The following is a 12,607-nucleotide window of genomic DNA, read 5'->3' as shown; positions in this document are numbered from 1 at the left end:
GCCCGTACCGGCTAGCGATCCGACGTACGCCAGACGAACAGTTCACTGTCGGGCACCCGCTGCGCGAACCTGCCGTGGTCCGCCGCCCGATGCAGCAGGCTCCGGAGGTCGTCCTCGAAACGTTCCCGGCGCTCCCCGAAGAGGTGGGGCGCGGAGAAGGAGAGTGAGTAGACCGTGGCGACCACGTCGTTCACCGACCGCTCCAACACGGCGCCGGCCGGCACCCGCAACCGCAGTGGAGCGGCAAAGCCCGCCCGGCTCAGCACGGCCGCCTCGTCGCCGGGTGTTCCGCTGCGCAGCACGCCCTGACCGGCTCGGCGTACCGGTCCCAGGTAGTCGCGTACGAGTTCGGCGATGGCTGCGTACGGGGGCGCCGGGAACGGGAGGTCGGTTGTCGACACCGGCTCCTTGACGTCGCTGAGCTGGACGAAGGCACCGCCCGGTGCCAGCATCCCGCGAATCGTCGTGGCCACCCGGTCACGCGCCATCCAGTGGAAGGACTGCGCGAACATCGCCACCCGGAAGGTGCCGAGACCGGCGGGCAGGTCCTCGGCGCGGGCGCGTACCCATCGGACGTTGCCGGCACCGTCGCGGACGCTGCGCCGCCCGGCCTCGGCCAGCATGTCCTCGTCCGGGTCCACCCCCACGGCCTCGGCGAACGACCCGGCCAGCAGCAGGGTGACGGTGCCTGGCCCGCAGCCCACGTCCAGGAGGCGGCCGGTGCCGTCGAGCGAGAGGGCGTCGGTCAGCGCGTCGACCACACCGGGGGCGTACGGCAGCCGGCCCGCCTCGTAGTAGCGGGCACTGCCCTGGAACAGGGTCTCGTCCCACTCCCAGCCGTCGGGCATGCGGGACTCCTCAGACGTCGAAACGGAGATTCACCAGCATGCGACATCGGGACGGCTGAGTGCAGCAGGCCATGCCGACGTTACCGAATGCTACGGTGACCGCATGGCCGCGGTGCCCGAGTGGATGCGCCCGCCTCGCCTTGAGGGGTGGTACGCCGACGACCTCGACCACCTTCCCGAAGCACCGCGTCACACCGAGCTGATCGATGGAGCGCTGGTCTTCGTGGGGTCGCCTCAGCGGGCCTGGCATGCTCGGCTCGTCACCGCGCTGGTGCTCTCCCTGAGCGAGCAGGCACCGGCGGGCATCGAGGTCGAGCGGGAGATGACGATCCGACTCGACGAGCGGAATCGCCCCGAACCGGACCTTCTCGTCACAACGGCGCCCTACGCCCCGAACCGCACCTTCTACACGCCTGACCAGGTCCTTCTGGTCGTCGAGGTGGTCTCGCCGGAGTCCGCGCACCGTGATCGGACGGTGAAGCTGCGCAAGTATGCAGAAGCCACTATCGCGAACTACTGGCGCGTCGAGGAAGAGGACGGGGCGCCGGTCGTCCACGCCTACGAACTCGCCGGGCCAACCCGGTCGTACGCACCGACCGGAATCCATCGCCACGAACTGCGCAGTTCCACGCCGTTCACGATCAAACTCGACCTGGACAGGCTGGTGCCCGGCCGCAGGAGCTGAGCCGGGAGCACCCCCACCGGCGGTCGAACCGGGACGTCACCAGACGTTGAACCCTGGATCGACCAAGTCGCGTAACTGATAAACGGCTGGGCCGAACACACGGGCTTGTTGAAGGATGACGCCGTGAGCTGGGTTACCAACGTTCTGCTGTCGGTAGACATCACCGAGGACAGCGCACTGGTCGACGAGTTCGATCGATGGCTCCAGACCCTCGCCCCACGACAAGGGCAACCCGAGGGCAAGGGCGTCGGTTCTCTTCGCACCCTGCACGGCAGCCCGGAGGCATGGGGCGGCGTGAAGCATCCCGAGGCATTGCTATGGGCCGGCGTGTTGAACAAGGCCGACGTTACGGCTGTCGTTGGACGATTCGGCGCCACCGGCTGGCGCGTGCCCCACCTCGTCCAACTCCTCGTCCAGGACCAGGAACAAGGTGCGTTCCGGTTATGGATGATCCGCGACGGAGGGGCCCGTCAGTACGCACCCCTCCCGGACTTCGACGCGGACGAGTGAGTCTCACGCCGGAGACGTCGAACCGGAACTAGACGTTGAAGCGGAACTCGACCACGTCGCCGTCCTGCATGACGTAGTCCTTGCCCTCCAGCCGGACCCGGCCGGCCGCCTTCGCCGCCGCCATCGACCCGGCGGTGACCAGATCCTCGTACGAGACGATCTCGGCCTTGATGAAGCCGCGCTGGAAGTCGGTGTGGATCACTCCGGCCGCCTCGGGCGCGGTCGCGCCGACCGGGATGGTCCAGGCGCGTGCCTCCTTGGGACCCGCGGTCAGGTACGTCTGGAGCCCGAGCGTACGGAAACCGATCCGGATCAACTGGTCCAGCCCCGGCTCCGACTGCCCGATCGACTCCAGCAGCTCGCGGGCTTCCTCCGCCGGCAGGTCGATCAGCTCCGACTCGACCTTGGCGTCCATGAACACCGCCTCGGCCGGTGCGACCAGCAGGCGCAGCTCGTCGAGGAACTCGGCGTTGCCGAGCTCGGCCTCGTCGACGTTGAAGACGTACAGGAAGGGCTTGGTGGTGAGCAGGTGCAGCTCGCGCAGGTGCTCCACCTCGATCCCGGCGCGGGCCGCGCCGGAGTAGAGGGTCACGCCGGTGTTGAGCAGCTCGGACGCCTTCTTGGCCGCCTCCACCGCCGCCGCCCGGTCCTTGCGCATCCGGGCTTCCTTCTCCAGCCGGGGCAGCGCCTTCTCGAGCGTCTGCAGGTCGGCGAGAATCAGCTCGGTGTTGATCGTCTCGATGTCGTCGGCCGGCGACACCTTGCCGTCGACGTGCACCACGTTCGGGTCGGAGAAGGCGCGGACCACCTGGCAGATCGCGGCCGCCTCGCGGATGTTGGCGAGGAACGCGTTGCCCCGGCCCTGACCCTTGGACGCGCCCCGGACCAGCCCGGCGATGTCGACGAACGTCACCGGCGCGGGGAGGATCTTCTGCGACCCGTGGATCTCGGCGAGCTTGTCCAGCCGCTCGTCCGGCAGTCCGACCACGCCCGTGTTGGGCTCGATCGTCGCGAACGGGTAGTTCGCGGCCAGCACGTCGTTCTTGGTGAGGGCGTTGAAGAGCGTGCTCTTGCCGACGTTGGGCAGGCCGACGATGCCAAGCGAGATAGCCACGACAGACCAGCATACGCAAGGGTCCCGGCACCCCCGCCGGGACGGCCGCACGGTGACGTCCGAATCCCGCTAGCAGGGGACCGGATCACGGGGCACGATCGGTGACATGGAGTTGGACTTCGAGCGGTGCTACCGGGCGGTCGACAGCCGTGACCAGCGGTTCGACGGCTGGTTCTACACCGGCGTACGGACCACCGGGATCTACTGCCGGCCGTCCTGCCCCGCTGTCACGCCCAAGCGGGAGAACGTCGACTTCTACCCGTCGGCGGCTGCCGCGCAGCGGGGCGGGCTCCGGGCCTGCCGCCGGTGCCGGCCGGACGCGGCACCCGGCTCACCGGACTGGGACGTCCGCGCCGACGTGGTCGGCCGGGCCATGCGACTGATCGCGGACGGGGTGGTCGACCGGGACGGGGTGCCGGGACTCGCCACCCGGCTCGGTTACACCGAACGGCACCTGCACCGGATGCTCACCGCCCAGGTCGGCGCCGGACCGCTGGCACTGGCCCGGGCCCAGCGCGCGCAGACCGCCCGGATCCTGATCGAGACGACCGACCTCGGCCTGGCCGAGATCGCGTTCGCCGCCGGTTTCGGCAGCGTACGGCAGTTCAACGACACCATCCGGGAGGTGTACGCGGCGGTCCCGTCGCAACTGCGGGCGACCGCCCGGCACCGGCCGTCCGGTACCGGGGCGGGCACGGTCTCGCTGCGGCTCGCGTACCGGGCGCCGTTGCACGTCGACGCGCTGCTCGACTTCTTCGCCCTGCGGGCGCTGCCGGGGGTGGAACGGGTCGGCGAGGGGTCGTACACCCGGGCGCTGCGGCTCCCGCACGGTCCGGCCGAGGTGACGCTCACCCCGCTGCCCGGATACGTGGCGGCGACGCTGCGCCTGAGCGACGTACGCGACCTGGCCCCGGCGGTGGCCCGCTGCCGGCGGCTGCTGGACCTGGACGCCGACCCGGAGGCGGTGGACGGCACGCTGGCCGCCGACCCCGCACTCACTGCCCCGGTCGCGAAGGAACCCGGGGTACGGGTACCGCGCGCGGTCGACGGCTTCGAGATGGCGGTACGGGCGATCGTCGGCCAGCAGGTCTCCGTCGCCGGTGCCCGAACCGTCCTGACCCGGCTGGTCGACGCCAACCCGGTCGACCGGGAGCAGCACCCCGGACAGACGGAGCAGTCTGAGCAGACTGAGCCGACGGAGCCGACGGAGCCCGCCGGAACGGGCGAGCGGGTGCTGCGGGCGTTCCCGTCGGCGGCGGACCTGCTGGCACTGCCCGATACGGCGTTCGCCATGCCGGCCGCCCGTCGGGAGACGATCCGTACGGTGGCCCGAGCGGTCGCCGACGGCAGCCTCGACCTCGATCCGGGTGCGGACCGGGAACAGCTCACCGCCCAACTCACCGGGTTGCCGGGCATCGGCCCGTGGACCGCCGCGTACGTCCTGCTGCGCGCGGTCGGCGACCCGGACGCGTTCCTCCCCACCGACCTCGGCGTACGCCACGGCGCGACCGCGCTCGGCCTACCCGACACCCCGGCGGCCCTCGCCGAGCACGCCACCGGATGGCGCCCCTGGCGCTCCTACGCCACGATCCGACTCTGGAGAGCAGCATGAACGAGCTGAACAGCAGCACCCTGGTCACGCCGGCCGGTCCGCTGACCATCCTCACCGGCCCCGACGGGCGGGTACGCGCCGCCGGCTTCACCGCCGACGTCGAGCCGCTGCTGGCGGTCGTACACCCGAGTCTGCGCGCCCCGGTCCGGGCCCGCGCCGACCTGGGTGCGGTGACCGTCGCGGCCCGCTCCTATCTCGACGGTGAGCTGACCGCGATCGACGAGGTGCCGGTCGAGCAGTACACCGGCGGCGAGTTCATGACCCACGCCTGGCAGACGCTGCGGGAGGTGAAGCCGGGTGAGCCGGTGACGTACACCGGTTTTGCCGAACTGGCCGGCCGGCCGCTCGCGGTCCGGGCCGCGGCGGCGGCCTGCGCCCGCAACGCCGCCGCACTCTTCGTCCCCTGTCACCGGGTGCTGCGCACCGACGGCACCCTCGGCGGGTTCCGGTGGGGGCTGGAGGTGAAGCGGTGGCTGCTCGGTCATGAGCGCCAGTTGACGGGAAGCTGACCTCCACCGGATCGGCAGTTACCGATACCGTTCAGTAGTGCCTCCGGACAGTGACAAAGACACCACTTCCCGAGCGGGCACCGGTCCGCACCTCCTGCACAACCTCTGGCGCCTGCGACGCTACGTCCGCCCGTACGCCGGACGGCTCGGCTGGCTGCTGATCGCCGCGTTCACGGCCACCGGGGCGAGCATCTCCGTACCGCTGGTCATCCGGGAGGTGGTCGACGGTCCGATCGCGGAGCACGACTCGGACGGCCTGTTCCGGCTCGGCGCCCTGGCCCTGCTGTTCGGGCTGGCCGAGGCCGCGCTGATCTTCGTACGGCGCTGGGTGCAGTCGTCCACCGCGCTCGGCATCGAGTCCTCCATCCGCGACGACATCTACGCCCACCTGCAACAACTGCACGTGGGGTTCCACGACCGGTGGCAGTCGGGTCAGCTCCTCTCCCGGATCACCACCGACCTCTCGGTGATCCGCCGGTTCCTCTCCTTCGGACTGCTCTTCCTGATCGTCAACACCGTCACCTACCTCGCCGTGGTGGTGCTCCTGACCCATCTCTACTGGCCCCTCGGGCTGCTGGTCGCGGCGAGCGCGGTGCCGTTGTTCGTGGTCAGCCGCCGGTTCACCCGGTCCTACCTGGCCGCCTCCCGGCAGATGCAGGACGAGCAGGGTGATCTGGCCACCCTGGTCGAGGAGTCGACCCAGGGACTGCGCACGATCAAGTCGTTCGGTCGGCAACCGGAGATGGCGCGGCGGTTCGCCGTACGGGCCCGGCAGTTGCACGACACCGCGACCGGCAAGGGCCGGCTGCTCGCCCGTTCGTCGGCCGAGTTCGACCTGGTGCCGAACCTGACCCTGGCGGTGGTCCTGGTCGCCGGGACGGTCGCGGTGGCACGGAACGCGTTGACCATCGGTGAACTGGTCGCCTTCGTCACCCTCCAACTGATGCTGATCTGGCCGATCGAGTCCCTCGGCTGGATCATCGCCAACGGGCAGGAGGCGATCACCGCCGCCGACCGGATCCACGAGGTGCTCGACACCGAGCCGACCATCGTGGACCGCCCGCACGCGGTCACCCTGCACCCGCCGATGGTCCGCGGCCGGCTCCGGTTCGAACGGGTCGGCTTCGGTTACCCGGGAGTCGCCCGACCGGTGCTCCGGGACGTCACCCTGGAGGTCGAACCGGGCGAGACGATGGCGATCGTCGGCGCGACCGGCTCCGGCAAGACCACCCTGCTGTCCCTCGTACCGAGGCTCTACGACGTCACCTCGGGGCGGGTCACCCTCGACGGGCGGGACATCCGCGACATCCGGCTCACCGGGCTGCGCCGGGTCGTCGGAGTGGCCTTCGAGGAACCGACGCTGTTCTCCATGTCGGTCTGGGAGAACCTCACCCTGGGCCGGCCCGACGCCACCGAGGACGAGGTCCGCGACGCGCTCGCCGTGGTCCAGGCCGATTTTGTGTACGACCTGCCGTGGGGCCTCGCCACCCGGGTCGGCGAGCAGGGGCTCTCCCTCTCCGGCGGGCAGCGGCAACGGATCGCCCTGGCCCGCGCGATTCTCGGCCGACCGGGGGTACTGGTGCTCGACGATCCGCTCTCCGCGCTCGACGTACACACCGAGGCGCTGGTGGAGGCGGCGCTGGCCCGGATGCTGCGGGACACCACCGCGCTGCTGGTGGTGCACCGACCGTCGACCGTGGCCCTCGCCGACCGGGTGGCGTTGCTCGCCGACGGCCGGATCGTCGCCGTCGGCACCCACTCGGAACTGCTCGCCACGGTGCCGGACTACCGGGCGGTCCTCTCCGCCGCCGGGGAGCCCGACGACTCCGGCCTGATCCGCTCGTGACCGCCACTGTGCCGGAGGGCGGCCGAGACCGTGAGGCAGCCGCCGCCGGATCGATCGCGGACCCGGACGGTGGGCGTACCGGTTGGCGGGGCATCGCGACCGACCCGGACGCCGAGCGGACCGCCGCCGAGCAGAGCGGCTCCCGGGCGCTCGCCCGGCTCCGGTCCCGCAGCCGGGCGTTGCTCGGCTCCCTGCTCCGGCCGCACCGCCGGCTGATCGGGGCGGCGGTGCTGCTGCTCCTGCTCCAGAACGCCGCCGGGATGGCCGGCCCGTACCTGGTGATGCTCGGCATCGACCGGGCCATCGAGCCGCTGCGCGAGGGTGACCCGCGGATCCTCATCGCGGTCGGGATCGCGTTCGCCGCCGCCACGGCCGGCGAGTACGTGGGCAAGCGCGGCTTCCTCACCCTCTCCTCGCGGATCGGCCAGGCCGTCCTGATCGACCTGCGCCAGCGGGTGTACGCCCATTTCCTGCGCCTGTCGGTCGGCTTCCACGAGCGGTACACCTCGGGAAGGGTGATCGCCCGGCTGACCAGCGACATGGACTCGATCGCCGAACTGGTCGACGGCGGCATCGACGATCTGGTGCTGGCCGGGTTGTCCATCGTCTCGGTCGCCGGCATCCTGCTCTGGCTCGACGCCCCGCTCGCGGCGGTGACCCTGCTCGCCTTCCCGTTCCTGCTGTTGATCTCCCGGTGGTTCGCCCGCGCGTCCGGACTCGCCTACCGCCGTACGCGGGAGGCGGTCGCCCTGGTGATCGTGCACTTCGTGGAGTCGCTGGGCGGGATCCGGGCGGTCCAGGCGTTCCGCCGCGAGCCCCGCAACCAGCACATCTTCGCCGAGGTCAACGACGAGTACCGGCGGGCGAACCTGCGCGCCTTCCGGCTCATCGCCACCTACTCCCCGGGCATCACCGTGATCGGGAACGTGACCGTGGCGGTGGGACTCACGTACGGCGGGTGGCGGGTGATGGGCGGGCACGCCGAGATCGGCGTACTGGCGGCGTTCCTGCTCTACCTGCGCCGGTTCTTCGAGCCGATGCAGGAGCTGAGCCAGTTCTACAACGCGCTCCAGTCGGCCACGGCCGCGCTGGAGAAGCTGTCCGGGGTGCTCGACGAGAAACCGGGCGTACCCGAACCGGAAACCCCGGCGGCGCTGCCGGCCACCGGCGGCGGCGCGATCGAGTTCCGGGGGGTGACGTTCGGCTACCGGGACGGGACCCCGGTCCTGCCGGAGCTGACTCTGCGGATTCCGGCGGGGCAGCTCGTGGCGCTGGTCGGTGCGACCGGGGCGGGCAAGTCCACCGTGGCCAAGCTGGTCGCCCGTTTCTACGACCCGACCGGCGGTACGGTCAGCCTGGACGGGGTCGACCTGCGCCAGATCGACGACGACCGGTTGCGCCGGGCGGTGGTGATGGTGACCCAGGAGAACCACCTGTTCGCCGGCTCGATCGCCGACAACATCCGGTTCGGGCGTCCCGGCGCCGCCCGGCGGGACGTCGAGGCGGCGGCCCGGGCGATCGGCGCGCACGACTTCATCACCGCCCTGCCCGACGGCTACGACACCGACGTGCACCGGCGCGGCGGGCGGCTCTCCGCCGGGCAGCGCCAGCTCGTCGCGTTCGCCCGGGCCTTCCTCGCCGACCCGACCGTGCTGATCCTGGACGAGGCGACCTCGTCGCTGGACGTACCGAGCGAGCGGCTGGTGCAGCGGGCGCTGCGGACCATCCTGCGGGGGCGGACCGCGCTGGTGATCGCGCACCGGCTCTCCACCGTCGAGATCGCCGACCGGGTGCTGGTGGTCGACGCCGGCCGGATCGTCGAGGACGGCCCGCCGGCCGGACTGGTCCGGACCGGTGGCCGGTACGCGGTACTGCACCGCCAGTGGCGGGACTCCCTCGTCTGAACCCGGCTCCTCCCCACCCGGCGAGTTACGGCCCGGTGGTTACCTCCGGTGACCGTACGCCGTCCCGGATGTCGGTATTGGCGGCCACGATCCGGTCCGCCGGCTCGGTAGCATTCGGGTCATGACGGATACGGCGAAGAACCAGCGCGCCGGTGTCCCCGAGCGTCCCACCCTGGACGGACTCGAGGAGACCTGGTCGCGCCGTTGGCAGGAGGAGGGCACGTACGCGTTCGACCGCTCAAAGGAGCGGACGAGCGTATACGCCATCGACACTCCGCCACCGACCGTATCCGGCGAACTGCACATGGGTCACGTGTTCTCGTACACCCACACGGACACGGTGGCCCGGTTCCAGCGGATGCGTGGCCGTACGGTCTTCTACCCGATGGGCTGGGACGACAACGGCCTGCCCACCGAACGCCGGGTGCAGAACGTGTACGGCGTCCGCTGCGAGCCGTCGCTGCCGTACGACCCGGACTGGCAACCGCCGCAGCCGCCGATCACCGCCGACGCGCGGAAGAACCCGATCCCGATCTCCCGGCGCAACTTCGTCGAGTTGTGCACCCGGCTCACCGGTGAGGACGAGCAGGTCTTCGAGGCGCTGTGGCGGCGACTCGGCCTGTCGGTGGACTGGTCGTTGACGTACACCACGATCGGCGCGCACGCCCAGGCGACCTCGCAGCGGGCGTTCCTGCGCAACCTGGCCCGGGGTGAGGCGTACCAGGCCGAGGCGCCGACGCTCTGGGACGTCGGCTTCGCCACCGCGGTCGCCCAGGCGGAGTTGGAGGACCGGGAGCGGTCGGGTGCGTACCACCGGCTCCGCTTCGCGGTCGCGGCCGACGGCACCGGGCCCGCCGACGGGTACGTGGAGATCGACACCACCCGACCGGAGCTGCTGCCGGCCTGTGTGGCGCTGGTCTGCCACCCGGACGACGAGCGGTACGCCCACCTGGTCGGCGGCACCGTACGGACACCGGTCTTCGGGGTCGAGGTGCCGGTGCACGCGCACTCGCTGGCCGACCCGGCCAAGGGCACCGGTCTGGTGATGGTCTGCACCTTCGGCGACCTGACCGACGTGACCTGGTGGCGGGATCTGCAACTGGACACCCGGGTGGTGATCGGGCGGACCGGTCGGCTGCTGCCCGAGCCGCCGGCCGGGGTGGACCCGGTGGCCTACCTGCCGCTCGCCGGCAAGAGCGTGAACGCGGCCCGACGGGAGCTGGTGGCCCTGCTGACCGCCTCCGGTGACCTGGTCGGCGAACCGAAGCCGATCACCCACCCGGTGAAGTTCTACGAGCGGGGCGAGAGCCCGCTCGAGATCATCTCCAGCCGGCAGTGGTACCTGCGCAACGGTGGCAGGGAGCCCGAGCTGCGGGCCGACCTGATGTCCAGGGGCGAGGAGCTGAACTGGGTGCCGGCACACATGCGGCACCGCTACGAGCACTGGGTGGGCGGTCTCACCGGCGACTGGCTGGTCAGCCGGCAGCGCTTCTTCGGGGTGCCGATCCCGGTCTGGTACCGGCTCGACGACGCTGGCGAGCCGGACTACCGCCACCCTCTCACGCCGGACGAGTCCGCGCTCCCGATCGACCCATCCAGCGACGTGCCGGCCGGCTATGACGAGGCACAGCGCGGTAAACCGGGCGGTTTCACCGCTGATCCGGACGTGATGGACACCTGGGCCACCTCCTCGCTCACCCCGCAGATCGTCGGCGGTTGGGAGACCGATCCCGACCTGTTCGACCGGGTTTTCCCGATGGACCTGCGGCCACAGGGGCAGGAAATCATCCGTACCTGGTTGTTCTCCTCGATGGTCCGCGCGCACCTGGAACACGGGGTGCTGCCCTGGCGGGACGCGGTCCTCTCCGGCTGGATCCTCGACCCGGACCGGAAGAAGATGTCGAAGTCGAAGGGGAACGTGGTCACCCCGATGGCGCTGCTGGAGTCCAGCGGCGCCGACGCGGTGCGGTACTGGGCGGCGAACGGGCGTCCCGGCACCGACCTCGCGTTCGATCCGGCCCAGATCAAGGTCGGCCGGCGGCTCGCCACCAAACTGCTCAACGCGTCCAAGTTCGCACTCGGGCTGGGCGCCGCCGACTCGCTGCGGGCCGAGGTCACCGAGCCGCTGGACCGGGCCATGCTGGCCGGGCTCGGCACGGTGGTCGCCACCGCCACCTCCGCCTTCGACGCGTACGACCACACGGCCGCTCTCCAGGCCACCGAGTCCTTCTTCTGGACCTTCTGCGACGACTACATCGAGTTGGTGAAGGAACGGGCGTACGGGTCCGGTCCGGCCGCCGATTCGGCACGGGCCGCCCTGGCCACCGCGCTGTCGGTCCAGTTGCGCCTCTTCGCCCCGTTCCTGCCGTACGTCACCGAGGAGGTCTGGTCCTGGTGGCGGTACGGCTCGGTGCACCAGGCGCCGTGGCCGACGACGTACGAGCTGGATTCGGTGGCGGCGGACGGCGACCCGGAGTTGCTCCGGCTCGCCGGCGCGGCGCTGACCCAGGTCCGCCGGGCCAAGTCGGACCGCAAGCTCTCCATGCGGACCGATGTCCCGCTGGCCGAGGCGCTCGGTCCGGCCGAGGTGCTGGAGCGGTTGGCCCTGGTCGGCGATGACCTGCGGGCCGCGGGCCGGATCGCCAAGCTCGACTTCCTGCCCGACCGCGCCCCCGACCTCGTGATCGCCTGCACCTTCTGAATTGGGAAAGGGCCGCTTCCGTGTCTGCACGGAAGCGGCCCTTTCCTTATGGCGCGGGGCGGCGGGACAGGTCGGCTCAGTACGGCCAGTCGCCGCGCAGGAAACGCAGGCCGAGCAGGAAGGTGATCACCGCCGGCCCGAGCAGCAGGGTGATGGCCTGCAACCGGTACGGGATCCGGTGCCGGGTCAGCTCCACCGCGTTCAGGAAGACGATCACACCGGCGAGCATCATGAACCCGCCCCACCAGTCGGTACCGCCGAAGTCGACCCGGCCGGCATGGATCAGCAGGAAGGTGGCCCCGAGCGCCACCCCGCCGAGCGCCAGCATGGCGACCGTACGGTGGGCGGCGCGGGCCAGCGGGTGCACCGCGTGCCAGCCGTACGTACCGGCGACGGCGAACGACGGCAGGATGATCATGAGTGGCCAGCCCTGGCCCATCGCGCCGAACATGAGCAGGGCGCCCACGGTGAAGACCAGCGTGCCGATGCAGGCGACCAGGTATCCACCGAAGGCCCTCCCCCCACCGCGCATCAGCAGCGGGCCACCGGTGGCGGCGATCAGCGCTCCGGGCACCAGGATGAAACCGGCCCACCAGTGGAACCGGTCGATCGACTGTGCGGTCACGGTCACCGCCGCGACCGCCAGGGCCGCCACGGCCACACTCCCCAGCCAGCTCGCCGCCGCTCCCGGCCGACCCAATCCCACGGTACGGATGTCTGTGCTCACCCCGCCGACTCTGCCCCCTCAAACGCCCCCATACCATCCCGCCAGCCCTACCATCCCCAGACGGGCTAACCCGAACCCACCCCGTTGATCATGAAGTTAGCGACGCTCCGGGGCCCTTGGAGCGTCGCTAACTTCATGATCAACGAGCGGG

10 protein-coding genes are annotated in these 12,607 nt (G+C 71.0%); 7 read left to right on the top strand and 3 right to left on the bottom strand.

The window, feature by feature from the left end:
* Window positions 1-11: 11 nt before the first annotated feature.
* Complete coding sequence (locus tag ACWEFB_RS34115; RefSeq protein ID WP_452292099.1) at window positions 12-848, bottom strand: class I SAM-dependent methyltransferase; 837 nt, start codon at window positions 846-848, stop codon at window positions 12-14.
* Window positions 849-951: 103 nt separating this feature from the next.
* Here ACWEFB_RS34115 and ACWEFB_RS34110 point away from each other — a divergent pair, with 103 nt between their 5' ends.
* Window positions 952-1,533 (top strand): Uma2 family endonuclease, encoded by a 582-nt coding sequence (locus ACWEFB_RS34110; protein WP_452292097.1) that lies wholly within the window; start codon window positions 952-954, stop codon window positions 1,531-1,533.
* Between the two features lie 123 nt (window positions 1,534-1,656).
* Complete coding sequence (locus ACWEFB_RS34105) at window positions 1,657-2,043, top strand: squamosa promoter-binding protein 15 (RefSeq protein WP_452292095.1); 387 nt, start codon at window positions 1,657-1,659, stop codon at window positions 2,041-2,043.
* Between the two features lie 28 nt (window positions 2,044-2,071).
* Here ACWEFB_RS34105 and ychF read toward each other — a convergent pair whose 3' ends face one another.
* Window positions 2,072-3,157, bottom strand: coding sequence for a redox-regulated ATPase YchF (gene ychF, locus ACWEFB_RS34100; protein ID WP_326562619.1), 1,086 nt, complete (start codon window positions 3,155-3,157; stop codon window positions 2,072-2,074).
* Between the two features lie 106 nt (window positions 3,158-3,263).
* Between ychF and ACWEFB_RS34095 the strand changes: the two genes are divergently transcribed.
* The 5 genes from ACWEFB_RS34095 (at window position 3,264) to valS (ending at window position 11,729) form a co-directional block, all read left to right on the top strand.
* Window positions 3,264-4,769, top strand: a complete 1,506-nt coding sequence (locus ACWEFB_RS34095; protein WP_452292093.1) for a DNA-3-methyladenine glycosylase 2 family protein — start codon at window positions 3,264-3,266, stop codon at window positions 4,767-4,769.
* Complete coding sequence (locus tag ACWEFB_RS34090; protein WP_452292091.1) at window positions 4,766-5,278, top strand: methylated-DNA--[protein]-cysteine S-methyltransferase; 513 nt, start codon at window positions 4,766-4,768, stop codon at window positions 5,276-5,278. The genes ACWEFB_RS34095 and ACWEFB_RS34090 overlap by 4 nt, the downstream gene beginning before the upstream one ends.
* A gap of 37 nt (window positions 5,279-5,315) precedes the next feature.
* Complete coding sequence (locus ACWEFB_RS34085) at window positions 5,316-7,124, top strand: ABC transporter ATP-binding protein (RefSeq protein ID WP_452292089.1); 1,809 nt, start codon at window positions 5,316-5,318, stop codon at window positions 7,122-7,124.
* Between the two features lie 53 nt (window positions 7,125-7,177).
* Entirely contained in the window at window positions 7,178-9,028 is a 1,851-nt protein-coding gene (locus ACWEFB_RS34080) for an ABC transporter ATP-binding protein (RefSeq protein ID WP_452292155.1), read from the top strand.
* 121 nt (window positions 9,029-9,149) lie between these two features.
* Window positions 9,150-11,729 (top strand): valine--tRNA ligase, encoded by a 2,580-nt coding sequence (gene valS, locus ACWEFB_RS34075; protein WP_452292087.1) that lies wholly within the window; start codon window positions 9,150-9,152, stop codon window positions 11,727-11,729.
* A 76-nt stretch (window positions 11,730-11,805) separates the two neighbouring features.
* Here the strand turns inward: valS and ACWEFB_RS34070 are convergent, their stop codons facing one another.
* Window positions 11,806-12,456 carry a hypothetical protein gene (locus ACWEFB_RS34070; RefSeq protein ID WP_452292085.1) on the bottom strand — a complete coding sequence of 217 codons (651 nt, stop codon included), beginning with the start codon at window positions 12,454-12,456 and terminating at the stop codon, window positions 11,806-11,808.
* Between the last annotated feature and the right edge of the window lie 151 nt (window positions 12,457-12,607).

This window comes from Micromonospora sp. NPDC004704 (assembly GCF_053601675.1).
This window is presented reverse-complemented; position numbering and strand designations above follow the sequence as displayed.

Excerpts from the sequence above, each read along its gene's own strand:
- ACWEFB_RS34115 (WP_452292099.1), bottom strand. The coding sequence starts at position 848 with ATGCCCGACGGCTGGGAGTGGGACGAGACCCTGTTCCAGGGCAGTGCC.
- ACWEFB_RS34110 (WP_452292097.1), top strand. The coding sequence starts at position 952 with ATGGCCGCGGTGCCCGAGTGGATGCGCCCGCCTCGCCTTGAGGGGTGG.
- ACWEFB_RS34095 (WP_452292093.1), top strand. The coding sequence starts at position 3,264 with ATGGAGTTGGACTTCGAGCGGTGCTACCGGGCGGTCGACAGCCGTGAC.
- ACWEFB_RS34090 (WP_452292091.1), top strand. The coding sequence starts at position 4,766 with ATGAACGAGCTGAACAGCAGCACCCTGGTCACGCCGGCCGGTCCGCTG.
- valS (WP_452292087.1), top strand. The coding sequence starts at position 9,150 with ATGACGGATACGGCGAAGAACCAGCGCGCCGGTGTCCCCGAGCGTCCC.